This is a genomic window from Segatella asaccharophila (genome assembly GCF_054687055.1).
In genome coordinates, this window is sequence record NZ_BAACAN010000027.1 from 14,729 (window position 1) to 34,871 (window position 20,143).

17 protein-coding genes are annotated in these 20,143 nt (G+C 44.7%); 2 read left to right on the forward strand and 15 right to left on the reverse strand.

Translation table 11 applies throughout. From position 1 onward, the window contains the following. Positions 1-167: 167 nt before the first annotated feature. From ACYRYG_RS11735 to lptB, 9 genes are all read right to left on the reverse strand, one after another. On the reverse strand, positions 168-1,892 hold the full coding sequence (locus ACYRYG_RS11735) for an OstA-like protein (RefSeq protein WP_293427418.1): 1,725 nt from the start codon (positions 1,890-1,892) through the stop codon (positions 168-170). Continuing rightward, the gene (locus ACYRYG_RS11740) at positions 1,889-3,409 is read right to left on the reverse strand and encodes a peptidylprolyl isomerase (protein WP_293416983.1); all 1,521 of its coding nucleotides are present in this window, start codon (positions 3,407-3,409) and stop codon (positions 1,889-1,891) included. Before ACYRYG_RS11740 ends, ACYRYG_RS11735 begins: the two co-directional genes overlap by 4 nt. Beyond that, the gene (locus ACYRYG_RS11745) at positions 3,406-4,842 is read right to left on the reverse strand and encodes a peptidylprolyl isomerase (RefSeq protein WP_293427420.1); all 1,437 of its coding nucleotides are present in this window, start codon (positions 4,840-4,842) and stop codon (positions 3,406-3,408) included. Before ACYRYG_RS11745 ends, ACYRYG_RS11740 begins: the two co-directional genes overlap by 4 nt. A gap of 23 nt (positions 4,843-4,865) precedes the next feature. Beyond that, on the reverse strand, positions 4,866-6,359 hold the full coding sequence (gene guaB / locus ACYRYG_RS11750) for an IMP dehydrogenase (RefSeq protein WP_293416989.1): 1,494 nt from the start codon (positions 6,357-6,359) through the stop codon (positions 4,866-4,868). A 225-nt stretch (positions 6,360-6,584) separates the two neighbouring features. Then, positions 6,585-8,807, reverse strand: coding sequence for a DNA helicase RecQ (gene recQ, locus ACYRYG_RS11755; RefSeq protein ID WP_293416992.1), 2,223 nt, complete (start codon positions 8,805-8,807; stop codon positions 6,585-6,587). Between the two features lie 138 nt (positions 8,808-8,945). Beyond that, the gene (gene clpX / locus ACYRYG_RS11760) at positions 8,946-10,175 is read right to left on the reverse strand and encodes an ATP-dependent Clp protease ATP-binding subunit ClpX (RefSeq protein WP_293416995.1); all 1,230 of its coding nucleotides are present in this window, start codon (positions 10,173-10,175) and stop codon (positions 8,946-8,948) included. Between the two features lie 5 nt (positions 10,176-10,180). Further along, the gene (gene clpP / locus ACYRYG_RS11765; protein WP_293416998.1) at positions 10,181-10,894 is read right to left on the reverse strand and encodes an ATP-dependent Clp endopeptidase proteolytic subunit ClpP; all 714 of its coding nucleotides are present in this window, start codon (positions 10,892-10,894) and stop codon (positions 10,181-10,183) included. 295 nt (positions 10,895-11,189) lie between these two features. Then, complete coding sequence (gene tig, locus ACYRYG_RS11770) at positions 11,190-12,545, reverse strand: trigger factor (protein ID WP_460198238.1); 1,356 nt, start codon at positions 12,543-12,545, stop codon at positions 11,190-11,192. Between the two features lie 115 nt (positions 12,546-12,660). Next, positions 12,661-13,548 (reverse strand): LPS export ABC transporter ATP-binding protein, encoded by an 888-nt coding sequence (lptB, locus tag ACYRYG_RS11775; RefSeq protein ID WP_293417004.1) that lies wholly within the window; start codon positions 13,546-13,548, stop codon positions 12,661-12,663. Positions 13,549-13,662: 114 nt separating this feature from the next. Between lptB and ACYRYG_RS11780 the strand changes: the two genes are divergently transcribed. Next, entirely contained in the window at positions 13,663-14,409 is a 747-nt protein-coding gene (locus ACYRYG_RS11780; RefSeq protein WP_293417007.1) for an ABC transporter permease, read from the forward strand. Between the two features lie 31 nt (positions 14,410-14,440). Continuing rightward, the gene (locus ACYRYG_RS11785; RefSeq protein WP_293417010.1) at positions 14,441-15,226 is read left to right on the forward strand and encodes an ABC transporter ATP-binding protein; all 786 of its coding nucleotides are present in this window, start codon (positions 14,441-14,443) and stop codon (positions 15,224-15,226) included. Between the two features lie 12 nt (positions 15,227-15,238). Here the strand turns inward: ACYRYG_RS11785 and ACYRYG_RS11790 are convergent, their stop codons facing one another. From ACYRYG_RS11790 to ACYRYG_RS11815, 6 genes are all read right to left on the reverse strand, one after another. Beyond that, a complete protein-coding gene (locus ACYRYG_RS11790) occupies positions 15,239-15,637 on the reverse strand; it encodes a hypothetical protein (RefSeq protein WP_293429680.1) in 399 nt (132 codons plus the stop codon). Beyond that, complete coding sequence (gene der, locus ACYRYG_RS11795; RefSeq protein WP_293417016.1) at positions 15,637-16,950, reverse strand: ribosome biogenesis GTPase Der; 1,314 nt, start codon at positions 16,948-16,950, stop codon at positions 15,637-15,639. The genes ACYRYG_RS11790 and der overlap by 1 nt, the downstream gene beginning before the upstream one ends. A gap of 164 nt (positions 16,951-17,114) precedes the next feature. Further along, positions 17,115-17,996 (reverse strand): GTPase Era, encoded by an 882-nt coding sequence (gene era, locus ACYRYG_RS11800; protein WP_293417019.1) that lies wholly within the window; start codon positions 17,994-17,996, stop codon positions 17,115-17,117. A gap of 101 nt (positions 17,997-18,097) precedes the next feature. Continuing rightward, positions 18,098-19,123 carry a beta-ketoacyl-ACP synthase III gene (locus ACYRYG_RS11805; RefSeq protein WP_293417021.1) on the reverse strand — a complete coding sequence of 342 codons (1,026 nt, stop codon included), beginning with the start codon at positions 19,121-19,123 and terminating at the stop codon, positions 18,098-18,100. After that, complete coding sequence (gene rpmF / locus ACYRYG_RS11810; RefSeq protein ID WP_293417024.1) at positions 19,123-19,308, reverse strand: 50S ribosomal protein L32; 186 nt, start codon at positions 19,306-19,308, stop codon at positions 19,123-19,125. The genes ACYRYG_RS11805 and rpmF overlap by 1 nt, the downstream gene beginning before the upstream one ends. 21 nt (positions 19,309-19,329) lie before the next feature. Continuing rightward, positions 19,330-19,857 carry a YceD family protein gene (locus tag ACYRYG_RS11815; protein WP_293417027.1) on the reverse strand — a complete coding sequence of 176 codons (528 nt, stop codon included), beginning with the start codon at positions 19,855-19,857 and terminating at the stop codon, positions 19,330-19,332. Positions 19,858-20,143: the final 286 nt, after the last annotated feature.

Consider the following 20,143-nt stretch of genomic DNA (forward strand, 5'->3'; position numbering starts at 1 on the left):
GAAACCAGCCCTTCACAGTAAAAATCTTCTGTTTCAGACCCTATCAATATCCTGCTTTTAAGCTATCAGCAAATTTCATACCAGAAAGAATCCCTGACCTAAAACGTCTTTACTTATACCTAATTATTAAGGGATCGATATTTCCCTGTTTGAACGATACCACAGGTCTAAGACTTCGGCTGCAAAGGCCGTGGTTTCCGCGCATCATTCTTAGGCGGTACTTCGCTCAGGTGCTCTTGGTCCCCGATATGCTGCAAAGGAGCCTGGTGACGCTTTTGGGCCTTTAGCTTTTGCCCATGACCCTTCCCCCGCCATACATAGATATCATCTTTGTTTTTAGGCCGAAGATCGGCAAACCATTCAAAATCAGGGAGTTTTAATTTTGAAGGCGGAATCTGTGTCATCGGATAAATGGTTCCCTGTGATTTCGGCATCCAGATACGTTGCAGTTGTTTCTGTGGAGACATATACATTCTCATCGTATCCGTTTCCGTATAGTTCAGTCCCGTCAGAGAACTGTCTTTATCATTAACCGGATAGTAAACAGCCTGTACATTGCCTATCGCCACTGAGAGATGAGGGTTTCCATTTTTAAAATAAGAGTGCATTACCCTTGAAGAAATCTGATTGAAATGTATACTGTCCGGAAGGATCTCAACAGACAGAGCCTGACCGATCACATCTGCCTTCCGAAGGGTAGAATCCGCCAGATAGGCATTGATCACTTCACCCAACAGCTGACGGCCCGCATTCCAGACAATTGGATCGTGATACATGGTCATACAGGAATCCTTGCTGTTGTAAACCAGAGAATCACAGATGGCCTGAATGTCCGTGCGAAAAGCCCTTACTTTATGAAAAGCCAGCACTTTACGGTAAGCATCCTTCTTGTTGATGTTAAAAGTGTAGATTTTCATCGTATCAGCGTGGACATAGAGCGTATCCTTATGTGAATATTCATAAGCCACAGGATTATGCGTTGCAAAACCAAATCCTGTCCGCTCATTATAGCGAAAGAGGCCACAATGCAAGGCGTTCTGGTTCTTATTATCTCTATAGACTACCCGTCCATATCCCCAGCTGTTTCCGTTCTTGACATAGAAAAGGCTATCGCCCGTAATCGTTCTGGTACCGTCGACAACCGTTGAACGGCCATACATCCGTGCACGGTCCGTGCGGGTATTATAGTAGGCATTTGAGGTTCGGATGACGGTCTGGCCGGAGCGGATTGTCGACCTCGGGCCGAGAATGTGAGCGGATGCTTTTTTCACGTCATAATACAGGGTATCCGTAGAAATGATATGCTTAGGACTCCTCAAATGAACATTATAATAGAACACAGCCTGTCTGGTCTCAGGATAATAGGTGCCCCAGTCGGACACCAACCGGTTGTGACCGTCTACGAGAGAGCCACCGTCAAAGAAAAAGATCTGATTATAAAGACGGTCGTAATTTAAACTGTCCGTACGTAATATCTGGCGCCGGTGATGAACGACAACATTCTTGCGGGCTTCCATCTGTTGTGCTGTGCCATCGTATGTAGCTCGCTCGCAACTCAGGGAGAGGGTGTCTCCCTGGCGGAAATAGACATGGCCAAAAGCTTTGACTGAATTGGATTCCTGATAATAATAAGCACTATCACAAGACAGGAATGCGCCTTGATGGCGGAAGGCAACATGCCCCTTGACAACTTGTGCTCCCGGATGATTGCCAAACTGGTTATAATAAAGTTCATCAGAATGTAAAAGATAGATCCTGTCGGTTGTGTTTGACGGATGATGCTTTTTATCCATCGTCATAGCTTGAGACAGGAAAAGGCCAAACAGGCATAGAATCAAAAAAATGAATCTATGCCCGCGGTAGATTGAGTTTGCCACCTTATTTAAAATCATCTTACCCAACCTTGATATTGGAAATGACAATGCTTGTATCGGTCATTCATTTGTATATAGGTGTGCTTGATCTTGTTCTCTATCCAGTTTTGAAGGACTTTCTCCCGTTCCTTATTCAGGACCACCTCACGCATGACCTGAAAATCTTCAGATATACTGGCCCGGTGTCCCTTTACTCTATTAATGAGTTTAACAATTGCCATCGTTGTCTTTCCCTTTGAATCGATCATCTGAAAAGGAACTGATATTTCACCTATTTTCAAGGTATCTACCACACGGGCCACCTCCGTAGGAAGGTCTTTCATCTGGAAACGGGAAGTACGAGACGTCTGCGAATTATTCACCATCAATCCATGATTACTCTTCGTATCCTTATCATCAGAAAGGAAGGTCGCAGCCTCCTCAAAAGAGAATTTCTTTGCTTTGATATCTCTTTCAATGGAATCCAACTGCTCTGTTGACTTAACAATGGCCGAGTCGGACACCTGGGGTTTCAAAAGGATATGACGGACGTCAATCTTATCGCCACGCTTGTCAATCAACTGGATGATATGGTATCCATATTCACTCTCGACAATCTTCGAAATCTTCTTAGGGTCTGTCAAGTTGAAGGCTACATTGGCAAAAGAAGGATCCAGCATTCCACGACCTACATAGCCCAGTTCTCCTCCATTACGGGCAGACTCAGGATCTTCCGAATAAAGACGTGCCAAAGTGGCAAAGGTTGTCTCCCCCTTATTGATACGGTCCGTAAAATCACGAAGACGGGCTTTTATCCGGTCTATTTCAGCCTGTGTGACCTTTGGATGATGAGTCAAGATCTCCACCTCTACCTCTGTCGGAACGAGAGGGATACTATCGGCTGGAACCGTCCTGAAATAGGTACGGACCTGTCCGGGGGTAACCTTGACATCCTCCACGATCTTTTCACGTTCCTTCTGGATGAGTTGCCGGTCTCTGAATTCATCATGCATTTCCTCACGCATCTGAGCAACACTCTCCTTGCGGTACTCTTCCAACTTTTCCTTTGAGCCAATCATTTGTTCCCAATAGTCAATCTGCTGATCAATGCCCGAACTGACATCCGATTCAGATACCTGGATACTATCCAGAGCAGCCTGGTGGAGAAAAAGTTTCTGTACGGCAAGTTGTTCAGGAATAGAGCAATCGGGATCTCCCGAGAATTTCATCCCTTCAGCTTCACCTTGCAAACGCAAGGCTTCGACATCTGATTTTAATATCGGCTCATCGCCAACCACCCAGATTACTTCGTCCACAATACTGTTTTCGTCAGGAGCAGAGACGGCCTCTGCAGAATCCTGCTTTTTTGCAGTTGGACGAACCTTAACGGCATTATGAACCTCTCCGGGTATTGCTGTCTTACCAGAATCACGCAGAGAAAAACCCGGTACTGCTTTAGCCCTCAATCCCTGACGGGACTGAGCAGCATAGGAACCAATTCCCAAAAGAAGCAGAAAAGCCATAAAGGCTAAAAATATATGTTGTTCCTTTTTCATTTCATGATTTCATTATGATGTTGATTTATCGTAGCCAATACAGTTGCATTTACTTTTACCGGATATTTCTTTCGCAAAGTATCCACCCATCGCTTTTCCAGGAAATCCTGATAGTCAACGATCACCAGTGGCTGCACGTCAGAAAGGTCTTTAGGCCCCCTTTTCAGTTTCTTTCCAAACACTCCTGAATAAGGATAGCCGGTCACTGGCTGGGGCACTTCCTTGACTTTAAATATATCCCGGTCAACCAAGGCATTATCACCCTGTTTGAATATCCCGCTCTGCACCCGGACAGTACCATCTCCACTGAAAGTGTTCCGCAGTATGTCTGACCACTTTTCAAAAGGTCTGCCCTTCAAACTTTTCCAGGCAGCTTCCAGTTGTCCTTTATCCTTAGAATAGCAGACAACCCCTCTGAACCGAGGCTGGCTCCACCGGTATCTTTTCTTGTTCTTCTTGAAAAATTTCTTTAGCTCCTTCTCATCCCAGGCAGCCTGATTCCAGATTGTCCGGTCACAGATCTCATAAAGCAGAAGACCATCATGATATTCCTGAATCAAATATTTCAACCCCGGGTTCCGAGCCATCTGCTCGCTTTCTTTCTGGACCAGGACCGTCTCACGGTCCATTTGGGCTATGTCTGCCAAGGAATCCAATTTATGATCAATCAACTGTTCCCGTAGACCACTGGACGCTATAAACCGGCGAATGTCTGTCTCTACAGAATCGTAAGGAAAGAAAGAACGCTTATCCTTCAATAATATAATATGATAGCCCGCCGGCGAAAGAACCGGGTGGCTGATCTCTCCCACCCGTAGTCCCCAGGCCGCATCTTCAAACTCCTTGAGCGTTTGTCCCCGGACCATCCAAGGCAGATTTCCACCTGTGGATGCAGATCCGGAATCACCTGAGAACCTGCGGGCCAGATCAGCAAAGGAAGCACCTTTTCTCAACGCATTATAGAGGGAATCAGCAAGCCGTTCTGCGGTCCGCTGCTGCCCTTCAGAAGCCCTTTGCCCCAGAGGGATCAGAATTTGAGCCACCTTAATCATACCACCATGATCATCTATGCGCTGACGGGTAGAGCCATAGATTTTATGAGCCTCCCTCTCAACATCTCCCAAACTCAACAGTAATGGCCTTAATTGCTGGTCACGATAAGCCTGGAAAGTGCGCTGGAAAGAAGGAAGAGTATCAAGATGTGCATCCTGAGCCGCCCTGACCTTCAGTTTGTAATCCACAAAAAACGGAACAAAATCCTTTACACTTTTTCTGTCAATCGCTCCTTCTGAATTATTCTTATCATAAAAATATTCAAATTCAGAAAGGTTCACCGGCTCCCCGCCGATCGTCATAACGACCGGATCTTCCTGAGCTCTCCCCGTAATTCCCATCAAAAGGAAGGAGGCCACTAACAACGTCTGAATTCTCATGGTGGCAGATGACTTTATTGTTTTTATTCCATTTCCTCAGGACGACTGTAATTAGGCGCCTCACTGGTAATGGTAATATCATGAGGATGACTCTCCAGTACACCCGCATTCGTAATACGCGTAAACTTGGCTTTATGAAGATCTTGTACCGTCGCTGCTCCGCAATAGCCCATTCCGGAGCGTAAGCCGCCCACGAGTTGATAAATCACTTCCTGCAGCGTTCCCTTGTAAGGTACACGACCTGCGATACCTTCCGGAACAAGTTTCTTGGCATCACTGATGTCATTCTGGAAATAACGGTCACGGGATCCATTCTTTTGCTCCATTGCCTCAAGAGAACCCATCCCACGATATTCCTTGAATTTACGGCCATTAAAGATGATCGTATCACCAGGTGACTCTTCACAACCGGCAACCATGGATCCGATCATAACACAATTTCCTCCTGCAGCCAGTGCCTTGGCAACATCACCGGAGTACCGGATACCTCCATCTGCAATCAATGGAACACCGGTATCCTTCAATGCAGAATAAACATCATAGACGGCACTCAGCTGTGGAACACCTACTCCGGCAATAATACGGGTAGTACAGATAGAACCTGGTCCGATACCTACTTTCACCGCATCAGCTCCATGATCAACCAGGAACCTGGCAGCCTCACCTGTTGCTACATTGCCTACTACGACATCAACCTTCGGGAAAGAGGACTTTACCTTTTCCAGTTTTCCGACTACTCCTTTAGAGTGTCCGTGAGCTGTGTCAATGACAATAGCATCAACTCCAGCCTCAACGAGCGCCTGTACCCGGTCAAGTGTATCCACCGTAACTCCTACTCCGGCAGCAACGCGCAGACGACCTTTCTCATCCTTGCAGGCCATCGGTTTGTCCTTAGCTTTCGTGATATCCTTATAAGTGATCAGTCCTACCAGATGATTTGCATTATCTACGACCGGCAACTTTTCTATCTTATATTTCTGAAGGGTCTGCGCAGCCGACTTCAGATCTGTCTGCTGACGTGTCGTAACCAGATTTTCCTTGGTCATCACGTCATCAATTTTCTTATCCATCTGTTGTTCGAAGCGAAGGTCACGATTCGTGACAATACCTACGAGATGGTTTTCTTCATCCACTACCGGTATTCCTCCGATATGATATTCATGCATCATGCCCAGTGCATCCTTTACCGTCTTTCCACGGCGGATGGTTACCGGGTCATAGATCATGCCGTTCTCTGCACGCTTGACAATGGCCACCTGACGGGCCTGCTCCATAATAGACATATTCTTATGGATCACTCCAATACCACCCTCACGTGCAATGGCAATGGCCATTGCCGATTCTGTTACGGTGTCCATAGCTGCCGTCACAAAAGGAACATTCAAATTGATGTGACGAGTGAATTTTGTTTTTAACTCTACCTCTTTAGGCAATACTTCAGAATAAGCGGGAATCAACAGGACGTCGTCAAATGTAAGACCGTCCATTACAATTTTATCTGCAACAAATGATGACATATTGTAATTTAAAAAATTTATTGCGTGCAAATATACCAATAATTTTTCAGATATGCCCTGCCTTTTATAAATTTCATTTTCTATTAAAGCAATTTAACCCAAACGGTCATTGACTTCTGTATGATATGGGTATTCCCGGCATCAGAATACGATATTAAATTCTCAAGATGGGCCGGAAATCCCTTTCACAAGAAAGAGACCGCTCATCCCGTAAAAGAAAAAGTTTCAGTTAGCTTGTTCCGACAGGAACTTGATACGGACCAGCCGGATCTCATCTTCGGTGTAATCATCACCCAGTTCGTCCATAGCCGTCTCGAGTTGGTCGGTTTCACTATTCATGAAATAGTCGTAAATATCATCCACGCGATCTTCATCCATCACATCTTCGATAAAATAATCGATATTGATCTTCGTACCACTGAAGACAATCGCTTCCACCTCACTCAGCAACTCATCAAACTCCAGGCCTTTTGCACGGGCGATCTCATCAAGGGGGATCTGACGGTCTATGCTATGGATGATATTCACCTTCAGCATACTTCTCTTCACTACCGTCCTTACTCGCATCTCCTCCGGCCGCTGGATGCCATTCTCCTTGCAATACTTCTTGATCAACGAGCAAAAATCCTTGCCATAGTGCTTCGCCTTTCCCGCTCCGACTCCTTGGATCTGTTGCAGTTCTTCCAAATCTACGGGATACATAGTCGCCATCTGCTCCAAGGATACATTCTGGAAAATGACATAAGGAGGAACACCCTGTTTTTCTGCTTTCTCCTTACGAAGGCCCTTCAGCATAGCGAACAACTCCGGGTCCAAGGCTGCTGTTGCACCCTCTCCGGATTCATCATCCTCATCATCACGGTAATCATGGTCTTCTACGATCATGAAGGATTTTGGATGTGAGATAAAGCGTTTACCGGCAGCCGTCAATTTCAGGATGCCATAACTCTCGACATCTTTTTTCAGATAACCAGCCAGGATAGCCTGTCGGATCACCGGATTCCATAAATTTTCCTTCACGTCTTCTCCCATGCCAAACTCTTCTAACTGATCGTGCTTATGGGAGACAAGATTATCTGTTGCCCTGCCCTTGACAAAATCGATGATATAGTCCTGACGGAAGTTTTCTTTCAAGGCTTTCACTGCCCTCAAGACGATAAGCAAAGCTTTCTTGGCCTCAATTTTCTTCTTCGGATGGAGACAATTATCGCAGTTGCCACAATTGTCTTTCGGGTAATCTTCACCAAAATAGTGAAGCAGCATTTTCCGCCGGCAAACGGAAGATTCTGCGTATGCTGCTGTCTCCTGAAGGAGCTGCCTGCCAATATCCTGTTCCGCCACAGGCTTGCCCTCCATAAACTTCTCCAGTTTTTTCAAGTCTTTCTGGGCATAGAAAGCAATACAAATTCCTTCACCGCCATCCCGTCCGGCACGACCTGTCTCCTGATAATAACCCTCCAGACTCTTGGGGAAATCATAATGGATCACAAAACGTACATCAGGTTTATCTATCCCCATACCAAAAGCGATCGTAGCTACGATCACATCAATCCGTTCCATGAGGAAATCATCCTGGGTCTGAGAGCGTGTGGCTGAATCCAGACCGGCATGATAGGGAGCGGCTTTAATATCATTTACCTTCAGAACGGCAGCCAACTCTTCCACTTTCTTTCGGGAAAGGCAATAGACGATGCCGCTCTTCCCCGGATTCTGCTTGATGAACTTGACGATCTGGGTATCAATATCACTCGTCTTCGGACGCACCTCGTAATAGAGATTCGGCCTGTTGAATGAGCTCTTGAATTCCTTGGCGTCGGTAATTCCCAGGGTCTTCAGAATATCTGATCGAACCTTATCGGTAGCCGTGGCCGTCAGGGCGATAATAGGTGCACGCCCCAGAATATCGATTGCCTTACGGATATTCCGGTATTCGGGACGGAAATCATGCCCCCATTCAGAGATACAATGAGCTTCATCCACAGCGTAAAAAGAAATCTTCACATCCTTCAGGAAAGTGAACTTCACTTTCTTCACAATAACGGTATTGCCCTTGTCATCCTTTTCCTCTTCTTCTTTCAGTAAAGATTCTGGAGCTACATACAAGAGTTTAGTCACCCCGCTGAGGACATCATTCTTTACCTTTTCTACCTCTGATTTATTCAAAGACGAGTTCAGATAATGGGCCACGCCTTCTGACTCGCTCATCCCATTGATCACATCTACCTGATTTTTCATCAGGGCTATCAGTGGTGAAATGACAATAGCCATCCCATCCATAATCAAGGAAGGGAGTTGATAACACAGACTCTTGCCTCCGCCCGTAGGCATGAGGACAAAAGTATCGTTTCCTGCTATGAGGTTCCGGATAATCGCTTCTTGATCGCCTTTGAACTTATCAAAACCGAAAAAGTGCTTTAACTCTGCTGTAAGATTAACTTTTTTTTCCATATAACAAGCTGACTCATTTTTACCAATGAGTAGTTTTCTTCTTATTATTCCCTATTCGTCATCTCAATAAGAGAGCCCTTTCATCTGCACTGTTAATCCGTGGAACTTCTTCACGGATTAACAGGTGGATGCTTCCTGTCATGCAGAACGCAGATGGGCCCTGTCAAACTGAGTCTTGGCATAATCTAAGGTTACTTCAAACTTCTTGGTCTTTTTAGATGGAATTTCAAACATGGCATCCATCATGATGGACTCCACAATCGAACGAAGCCCACGAGCTCCAAGTTTGAAATCTATGGCCTTATCTACGATGAAATCAAACACATCCTCATCAATCACCAGATCAATGCCATCCATCTTGAACAATTTGACATATTGCTTGATGATCGAATTTTTGGGCTCTACCAGAATTCGTCTCAAAGCTGTACGATCCAGCGGCTTCAGATAAGTAAGTACAGGAAGCCGGCCAATCAACTCTGGAATCAGGCCGAAAGATCTCAGATCCTGGGGACGGATATATTGCATCAGGTCACCCTTGTCGATCTTTCTTGTGTTCTGGACAGAATTGTATCCCACCGTATGCGTATTCAACCGCTGTGCGATTTTGTTTTCGATGCCGTCAAAGGCTCCGCCACAGATAAACAGGATATTCTTAGTATTCACATGAATATATTCCTGATCAGGATGCTTCCTGCCCCCCTGTGGAGGAACATTAACCATCGTGCCTTCAAGCAACTTCAAGAGGCTTTGCTGTACTCCTTCCCCGCTCACATCACGGGTGATCGAAGGATTATCTCCCTTCCGGGCAATTTTATCAATTTCATCGATAAACACAATCCCCCGTTCAGCTGCATCCACATTATAATCAGCAACTTGAAGCAGCCGGGAAAGGATACTTTCCACATCTTCTCCCACATATCCAGCTTCAGTAAATACTGTAGCATCAACGATGGTAAAGGGTACATCAAGAAGTCGGGCAATGGTACGGGCAAGAAGGGTTTTCCCCGTCCCCGTACTTCCTACCATAATAATATTACTCTTTTCTATCTCTACTCCATCGTCATTGGCAGGCTGCTGCAAACGCTTGTAATGGTTATAGACAGATACGGACAAGTATTCCTTGGCTTCATCCTGTCCGATAACATAATCATCAAGATATTTCTTAATCTCTTTCGGCTTGGGAAGTTTCTTCAATTTAAAAGGATGTTGCTCCTTGGCAGCAGCATCCTCTTTAAGGATGCCTGACTGCCTGACAATATCATACGCTTGACGGGCACAATCCTCACAAATATAGCCGTTCAAACCTGAGATGAGGAGTTTCACTTCATCCTCGGATCTTCCGCAAAAGCTACAAACTTTCTTAGGCATAAAATTTATTCTTTCTTGTCGTCTTTCTTTTCCTTCACCTCATTCTCTTTCTTCGGTAAAAGGACTTTGTCAATCATCCCATAATCCTTCGCTTCCACAGCCGTCATCCAATGATTCCGATCACTGTCTTTCCACACCTTATCATAAGGCTGATGTGAATGATTAGAAATGATCGTATATAATTCTTTCTTGAACTTCTGGATTTCCTTCGCTTCGATTTCAATGTCAGAAGCTTGTCCCTGAACGCCGCCCAGCGGCTGATGAATCATCACACGACTGTGCTCCAGTCCCGAACGTTTCCCCTCTTTTCCGGACACGAGCAGGACTGCAGCCATGGACGCTGCCATGCCCGTACAGATGGTAGCCACGTCGCTGGAGATGAACTGCATGGTATCATAAATACCCAGACCGGCTGTCACACTTCCGCCGGGACTATTAATATAAATGGAAACATCCTTCCCTGGATCAGCTGAATCCAGATAAAGCAACTGAGCCTGCAAGGTGTTGGCTGCATAGTCGTCAATTTCCGTTCCCAAAAAGATGATGCGATCCATCATCAATCGTGAAAAAACATCCATCTGAGTAACATTTAACTGACGCTCTTCAAGAATATAGGGATTCAAGTATTGCTGTTGTGCCTTCACAACATCGTCCAGCACCATGCCATTCATGTTCAGTTTCTGAGTGGCATACTTCCTGAAATCACTTTTTATGTCCATTAATTTTCCTTTTTTATTTATTAGACAAATAAAGGGAGGACTTCAACCTTCCTTACTTTTTGGTTTTTGATTTTTAATCCGGCAGAAGATCCTTACTCCATCTCTTCTTATAGAAGAAATTACAGGTCCTTTCGTGAATGAAAACGATAAATTGTCGGGTGCTTATCATCATTGTCAATCTCCCAATGACAAAACAAAAGGGGTCATCGACCCTCCTTCTTTCATTCGTAGAAACAAAGATAGGAAAAAAAGTCGATAACCCTTTATAAAAAAGAAGTTTTTTTCTTAAAAAATATTATTCTTTCATCATCTTATTGAAATCATCCAAAGAGATTTCCTTAGGATCTAACTTAACGACTTTTTTCAAAGCCTCTGTAAGTTTCCGATCGACCGCGCGATCAACCAGTGCATCATTATTCTGGCTCTTCTTCAGCATCTCATCAGCATAATTGCTGATGTATTCTTCAGGAACATTATCCATACCATACTGAGCAAACTGTGCACGGGCGGCTTCCTTGGCGGTATCCTTCACATCACTTTCCTCAATTTTGATGCCATTCGCCTCAACCAACTGATTTTTAATCAACTGCCAGGTGAGCTGCTTGATGCTCTGATCATAGTTCTTATCTATGAATGCCTGGTCTTTATCCTTGTTGTTTGCCAGCATGATACGCTTGAGCAAAGCATCCGGATAGGTCAGTTTTCCAACTTTCTTCTCACAATGAGCACGGACATCTTGAATGAACTTATAGTCCGAATCCGAAGCCAGTTGGGCTTTTACACCTGCAGCTATCTTATCACGGAATTCCTTTTCACTCTTGACAACACCCTTGCCGAATATGCTATCAAAAAGCTCTTGGTTCACTGGATGCTTGACGAAGCGCTGGATTTCTGACACTTGAAAGGTTACATCAGTAGTATGGTCCTTGACCTCCTTACGATCAATCTTCAACAACGAAGACACCTCCGTATCATTGTCAGGATAAGCTTTTCGTGGATTGAAAGTAATAACATCCCCAAGTTTGACACCATCAAAGCATTTTTTCTGATCGTCAACCTTGATATATTTAGGCATAATGACAGCTTCATCAACAGAGATGCCGTCTTTCTTGGCATTCCCCTTTTCATCAAGTTCTACAAGATGTCCCTTAAGCATGTCACCATCAGCATAGTCCTTAGTCTGCTCATACTTGCCTGAACGGGAAGCGAACATATCCACTTGTTGATCCAGGAGTTTATCATCTACCGTAATCTGATAGTACTCAATTTTATCTCTGCCGGTAAGGGCTACCTTGAAATCTGGAGCCACGGCAACATCGAAAATAAAAGTATAGGGAGGTTCCTTAGCCAGATCCTGTGGCTGTTGCTTTTCAGAAGGCAGGGGCTCACCCAGCATCTGAATTTTTTGATCCTTCACATACTTGTAAATCTGGTTCCCTACAAATTTATTGATTGCATCTGCTTTTACGGAAGCGCCGAACTGGCGCTTGATCAGTCCCATAGGGACCATTCCCGGACGGAATCCTGGTTCTTTCGCACGCTTACGATAGTCCTTCAGTGTCTTCTCGACATCAGCTTTGTAATCAGGCTCTTCAACGGTCATCGTCAACAAACCATTGACTTTGTCGGGATTTTCAAATGAAATTTTCATCTCTGATGTATTTGTTATTTAATTAATTATGCAGCAATAGGAGTGCAAAATTACGCATTATTAGCGAATATTCCTAATAAAAGGTGAAAAATCTGCTTTTTAAATCATTGCATGGCTACTTCGCCATTTCCCCTTCCGATTCCTCCTCTGCTTCCTCATCCTCTACATTCGGTTTGAAGCGGCGATAGACAAAATTCTCACTCAAATAGTTCTTACGTACAATCGGGTTGACCGCAAGTTCTTCGGGCAGTCCCTGAAAGAGGATACGGCCTTCAAAAAGGAGATAGGCACGATCCGTAATGGACAGTGTTTCCTGCACATTATGGTCAGTGATCAAGATACCGATATTTCTATATTTCAAACGCCAGACAATGTGCTGAATATCCTCCACTGCAATCGGATCGACGCCTGCAAAAGGTTCATCAAGCATGATAAATTTCGGATGGATGGCCAGGCATCTGGCTATCTCTGTACGCCGCCGTTCTCCACCGGAAAGCCGGTCACCCTTATTCCGCCTCACCTTGGTAAGCCGGAATTCCTTGATCAAACTCTCCAGTTCTACAAGTTGTTGCTTATGAGAAAGCTTCGTCATCTCCAGAACTGACATAATATTATCTTCCACGCTCATTTTCCGGAAGACACTCGCTTCCTGCGGAAGATAACCAATACCGGCACGGGCACGTTTGTATACGGGATAGTCTGTTATCTCCTTGTCATTAATATAAACATGCCCGGCATTCGGCCGGATCAGTCCTGTGGTCATGTAGAACGATGTCGTCTTCCCCGCTCCGTTCGGTCCGAGAAGACCGACGATTTCGCCTTGCTTCACGTTGATGGTCACCTTATTTGCCACGGTCCGCTTGCCATATCTCTTCACAAGTCCGTCGGTTCTCAGGACAGACCGTTGCAGCGGCTGTACGTTCTGCCCTCCTCCGGCAACAGACTGTAACTTTTTTACCTGTTCCACATCTATATGATCCATAATCCCTTTATTTAGATGCAAAAATACGAAAAAAGAAGAGAATAACGTTGTCAAATCCAAAAACTATCAATTATATTGCAGTTTTTTATTAGATTTTGGTTACTTTTGCATACACAAACGTTTGGAGATACATATATGCTATTATTCAAGTGGCTTACAACATTCGGCAAGTATCTGACTCTCATGGGGCGATCGTTCTCCAGGCCTGACAGAATGCGAATGTTTTTGAAGAGGTACGTCAAGGAGATGCTGCAACTCGGTGTGAACTCCATCGGAATCGTCCTCCTGATTTCTTTCTTTATCGGTGCCGTAATCTGTATCCAGATCAAAGTCAACGTCCAGAGTCCCTGGATGCCTCGCTGGGTGTCTGGTTATGTCACGAGAGAGATCATGCTGCTCGAATTTTCCTCCTCCATCATGTGCTTGATCCTGGCGGGGAAAGTGGGTTCTAACATTGCTTCAGAACTGGGAACAATGCGGGTAACCCAACAGATAGATGCACTTGACATCATGGGGATCAATTCTGCTAATTATCTGATCATGCCTAAAATACTGGGGCTGATGACGATCATGCCTTTCCTGGTCATTTTCTCATCGGCCATGGGAATTCTCGGAGCTTACGGTACGGCTTATATCGGACATATCATCTCACCGGATGACCTGACTTTGGGAATCCAGCATTCATTCAATGAATGGTTTATATGGATGAGCATGATCAAAAGTTTGTTCTTTGCCTTTATCATTGCTAGTGTTTCCTCCTATTTTGGTTACACGGTGGAGGGTGGTTCTGTAGAAGTTGGCAAAGCCAGCACGAATGCGGTCGTCAACAGTAGTGTGCTCATCCTGTTCTCTGATATTTTCCTGACCCAGTTGCTTTCTTAGTCCTGAAGGGTGTTTTTTAAAGGCTTGAAATATGATAGAAGTTAAAGATCTGACAAAGAGTTTTGAGGATAAGACGGTTCTGTTCGATATCAATACTACATTCGAAACGGGTAAGACGAATCTGGTTATCGGACAAAGTGGATCAGGGAAGACTGTACTTATGAAGAATCTTATCGGACTGCTCAAACCGACCTCCGGACAGATCCTTTACGACGGGCGGAACTTTGTGGAGATGAGCAAGAAGGAGATGTCCATGATGCGGCGTGAAATGGGCATGATCTTTCAAGGAGGGGCGCTCTTCGACTCTCTGACGGTACAGGAGAACGTGCGATTCCCGTTGGATGTCTTTTCTAATAAAAACTTGAAAGAACGGATCAAAAGGGCGGAAGAATGTCTAGCCCGCGTAAACCTTCTTGATGCTGAGCACAAATACCCGGCAGAAATTTCAGGGGGTATGCAGAAGCGTGTGGCGATCGCACGGGCCATTGTCCTTAACCCGAAATATCTGTTTTGCGATGAGCCTAACTCCGGATTGGATCCCAAAACATCCATTGTCATCGATAAACTCCTTTCCGGGATCACGAAAGAATATAATATGACAACTATCATCAATACTCATGACATGAACTCTGTAATGGGGATCGGTGAAAATATCCTGTTCATTTACAAGGGACATAAGGACTGGCAAGGTACAAAGGAGGAGGTGATGAACAGTACCAACAAGCATCTCAATGACCTGATCTTTGCTTCAGACTTGTTCAAAAAGGTAAAGGAAGCGGAAACGAATGAGGATCAGGAAGAGAAATCATTGCGTTAAAAACTGAAGTCATCAGCGCATCATCCATTTTCCTTTATGCTCGACCATCGGAACAAGTATGTTTTCCTCCGTTCCATCTCCATAATAAAATTTCAAGAAAGCATTATCTGTATGGGAGACCGTATCGATCTTAGAATCGACAATATCTATTTTCTGAATCCCTTTATGAAGGGAATCCTGAGTACCGACAAACATTTTCGCATTGGCGATCAACTGCTCATGAAGAACTTTCGGGATAGGATAGGCATGATAGGTACCCTCAACGAAATCATTGACCTTCCCCTTCAGCAGTTGGTCATAATATCCCTTGGCTGTAATAGCAGCCATATCAGAGGGGTCAATCCGGTGATGGCATCCGTTTAAGAATGCCATCAGAAGGAAACCGACAAAAAGGAATAAAAGTTTTTTCATTATTTCTGACGGACAAAGACATTGATGGGACAACCATGCATTGACCAGTGCCCACGGATCTGGTTTTCGAGATAACGGCGGTAATTTTCCTTCACATACTGCGGAAGATTAGCATAAAACACGAATGAAGGGATCTGCGTATCCGGAATCTGCGTACAATATTTGATCTTTATGTATTTCCCCTTGATGCTCTGGGGAGGATTAGCTTCTATGATCGGAAGCATCACTTCATTCAATTTCGCCGTTCCCACATGTGTCTTGCGGTTCAGATAGACCTGTTTAGCCGTTTCAAGAACCTTGAAAATACGTTGCTTGGTAAGAGCAGACGCAAAAATGACTGGAAAATCCACAAACGGTGACATACGTCTGTAGATTGCATCCCTGAAAGTATCAATCACCTTCTGACTCTTATCCTCAACGAGATCCCATTTATTCACTACCACAACCAATGACTTGTTATTCTTCTGGATCAACTGGAAGATATTCATATCCTGTGACTCGATACCTTTAGTAGCATCCAGCATCAGTATACATACGTCACTATTTTCTATCGAGCGGATTGAACGCATGACTGAATAGAACTCCAGATCTTCGGTGACCTTGTTTTTCTTGCGGATACCCGCCGTGTCTACAAGATAGAAATCAAATCCGAACTGGGTATAACGTGTATAGATGCTGTCCCGTGTCGTACCGGCAATATCTGTCACAATACTCCTGTTCTCGCCTATCATGGCATTGATCAGGCTGCTCTTTCCTGCATTCGGACGACCGACCACAGCAAAACGGGGAATATCCTCGTCTATCTTTTCTTCTGGTGCATTTTTCAACTTCTGCAGGATCAGATCCAGCAGATCGCCTGTGCCGCCACCCGTAGCAGCACTGATGCACTGGGGCTCCCCCAGACCGAGTTGGTAAAAATCAGCAGCCTCATAATAATCTGAACTGTTATCCACCTTATTAGCCACCAGAATAACCGGAATATGGCTCCGCCGCAAGATCCTGGCCACATCTTCATCCCAGTCCGTAACGCCTGTTTCTATATCTACAAGAAACAAGATAAGATCTGATCTCTGACTGGCAACAACTACCTGTTTACGGATTGCATCCGCAAACACATCCTCTGAATTGACCACCCATCCTCCTGTATCTACGACCGAGAATTCCATACCATTCCAGGTACACTTGCCATACTGACAGTCACGAGTAGTCCCGGCCGTGTCACTCACAATAGCACGACGTGACTGGGTTAAACGATTAAAAAGAGTTGACTTGCCGACGTTTGGACGGCCTACAATTGCAACTAAATTTGCCATTTTCTGTTTAATTACTGAAGTTATACATTCTTCGGCCCTCTGAATCTTTTTCCATGCGCTCATAAATCGCATCTGATCCGGAGAGTTAGACCCTCATCCATTCAGGGCCATCCTAAATACTAAAATCTCAAGAAACAAAAGTTATCATCATTGAAACCTCTGTTCTATTTGGGATTATACCCAAACAGGTCCAGCTCATGCGCTGAACTCCTCCAGTCTTCATCGACTTTTACCAGAAGTTCTAGATATACCTTCTTCCCGAAAAACTTTTCTAGAGCTTTTCTTGATTCTGTTCCTACTTTTTTCAAGGCTATGCCTTTATGTCCAATGATAATGCCCTTCTGCGAATCACGCTCCACATAGATTATGGCATGAATATGAATGATCTTTTCAGCTTCCTTAAACTCATCCACATGAACTTCCACAGAGTAAGGGATCTCCTTATCATAATAGAGCAGGATCTTTTCCCGGATGATCTCACTGACAAAAAAGCGGGCGGGTTTATCCGTCAACTGGTCTTTATCGAAATAGGCGGGGTTCTCCGGTAACAGCTCCTTAATGCGCTTGAGAAGAACATCAATGCCAAACTTATTCTGAGCTGAGATCGGAAGGATCTCTGCATCAGGCAGCAGGCCATGCCACTGGTCAACAAGATCACCCAGGACCTTCTGGTCCACAAGATCTATCTTATTGATCAAAAGCAACACTGGAATGGTCATCTCCCTCACCTTCTCCAGAAAGTCCATGTTCTTCTCAGGATCCTCTACAACATCCGTTACATACAATAAAATATCTGCATCCGACAGTGCTGACTCTGAGAAGGCAAGCATGTACTCCTGCATCTTATAATTTGGCTTTAACACTCCCGGGGTATCAGAGAAAACGATCTGACAATCCTGATCATTCACAATTCCCATGATACGATGACGCGTCGTCTGGGCCTTAAACGTAGCTATCGAGATACGTTCACCCACCAGCCGGTTCATTAACGAACTTTTTCCTACATTGGGATTACCGACGATATTTACAAAACCCGCTTTAAACATAAGCTTTCTGATATGCTGTTGCTCTTATTCATTCTCTGACAAAAAAGCGCATCTTCCAAAAGAATGACGAAAGATGCGCTTTTCCTTATTGTTAGTGATACTCATTTCTTGGTAGGAGCTGCTACTTCGGCTCCATCATAAGCCCATTTATAATACGAGGCTCCATGAACAAATCCAGCACCAAAAGCTGTAAAAATGATATTATCACCCTTTTTCAACTTACCTTCCGCATCCCAAAGAGCCAACGGAATGGTAGCAGAACTGGTATTGCCATAATGATCAATATTCACTACCGTCTTTTCCAGAGGCACGCCGGCACGCCGGCATACTGCCTCAATAATACGGAAATTAGCCTCATGGGGAATCACCCATTGAATATCATCAGCCGTGAGATGATTGTCTTTCAGTATTTTCATCACATCATCACTCATATCCGTTACAGCATAACGAAATACGGTACGACCTTCCTGATAGATATAATGCAAACGATGATCAACGGTAAAGCGTGAAGCCGGACAGACAGAACCACCTGCCTTCATGTGCAGGAAGGGAAGCCCCTTCCCATCCGTACGAAGGAAAGAATTCTGCAATCCGATCCCCTCTTCTTCCGTTCCTTCCACCAGAACCGCTCCTGCACCGTCTCCAAAGAGCGTACAGGTAGAACGGTCGGTATAATCAACTACCGAAGACATCTTGTCCGCTCCAATGACAATAACTTTCTTGCAACGCCCGCTTTCAATCATGCTTGCAGCTATATTCAGCGTATACAAGAAGCCACAACAAGCTGCAGAGAGATCAAAGGCAAAGGCATTCTTCAAGCCTAACTTGCCCAGTACGATAGAAGCTGTAGAAGGGAACGGATAATCAGGTGTCGTCGTCGTAACGATGAGGGCGTCAATCGTATCTGGATCCACGCCGGTCTTCTGGAGTAATTGCTTGGCAGCTTTACGGGCCATATAACTCGTGCCTAAACCTTCCTCCGTCAGAATTCGACGCTCTTTGATTCCCACGCGAGTCGTAATCCATTCATCGTTGGTATCTACCATGCGGGATAACTCCTCATTGGTGAGGATATAATCAGGTACATAACCTCCAACACCTGTGATTATTGCGTGAACCTTTCCCATTATTCAGCTGCTTCCTTTACAATTGCAACTTTGCCCCGGTAATAACCGCAAGAAGGGCAAACTTTATGATACTCATAATAAGCTCCGCAATTCGGACATACTGCCAGTGTAGGAGCTATTGCCTTATCGTGAGTTCTTCTCTTCAGTGTACGACTCTTAGACTGTCTTCTTTTAGGATGTGCCATAATACTTTAAAATTTAATGTTTTATTTTTTTGTCTTTAATTTATCGAGGGCAGCCCAACGCGGATCGGTTTCCTCCCCTGTATTTCCATCGCTGCTTCGGGTAGCAGAAAGTTCATTGAGCTTTTCGATCATGGCAGGATTGCATTTTCCAGGTGCATGCACGTGCCTGATGGGAATATTAAGAACTATCAACTCATAAATGTACCACGAGATATCGAGTATTCCTTCTTCCTCTCTTACTATCACGAGATCATCATCATCTGAGACGCCCTCACCGAATTTCGCCACCATTTTACTTGCCGCATCTATCGGCTGATCCATATCATCCAAACAGATGTCGCAAGGTATACACACGCTTCCCTGAATATGGAAATGGAGTTCGAAGACATCATCTACCCGGTAAATGGTTAGATTGACTCCTAACTCCCCGCGATGCACCTCAGAAGCATGAATAGCTTCAAAGTACTCGCCACCCAGCTGAAATGTAAAGGGATTCGCCCCCTCACCTAAAGCCTTCAAGTCAATATGAAATGGCGCCAAACTATACATAACGTACAATTTACGATCTGCAAAGGTACGAATTATTTCTGATATAATATAATTTTATAGTTAAAAATCAATGTTTTCAGACTCCTGGATAATGGTTTGGATTCTCCTCTTCCTCAAGAAGAGGAATAAAGCACAATGGTTTCCCACGTTCTCCCTGAAGCCCTGACATGAAAAGGGGCCCGGGATGCAGTATCCTGCTTCCCGGGCCCCTCTCTTCCTTTTCTTTCCTTATTCTTGATAAAAAGGAGGCGGCTGCCTACTCTCCCGCATTGCATTGCAGTACCAT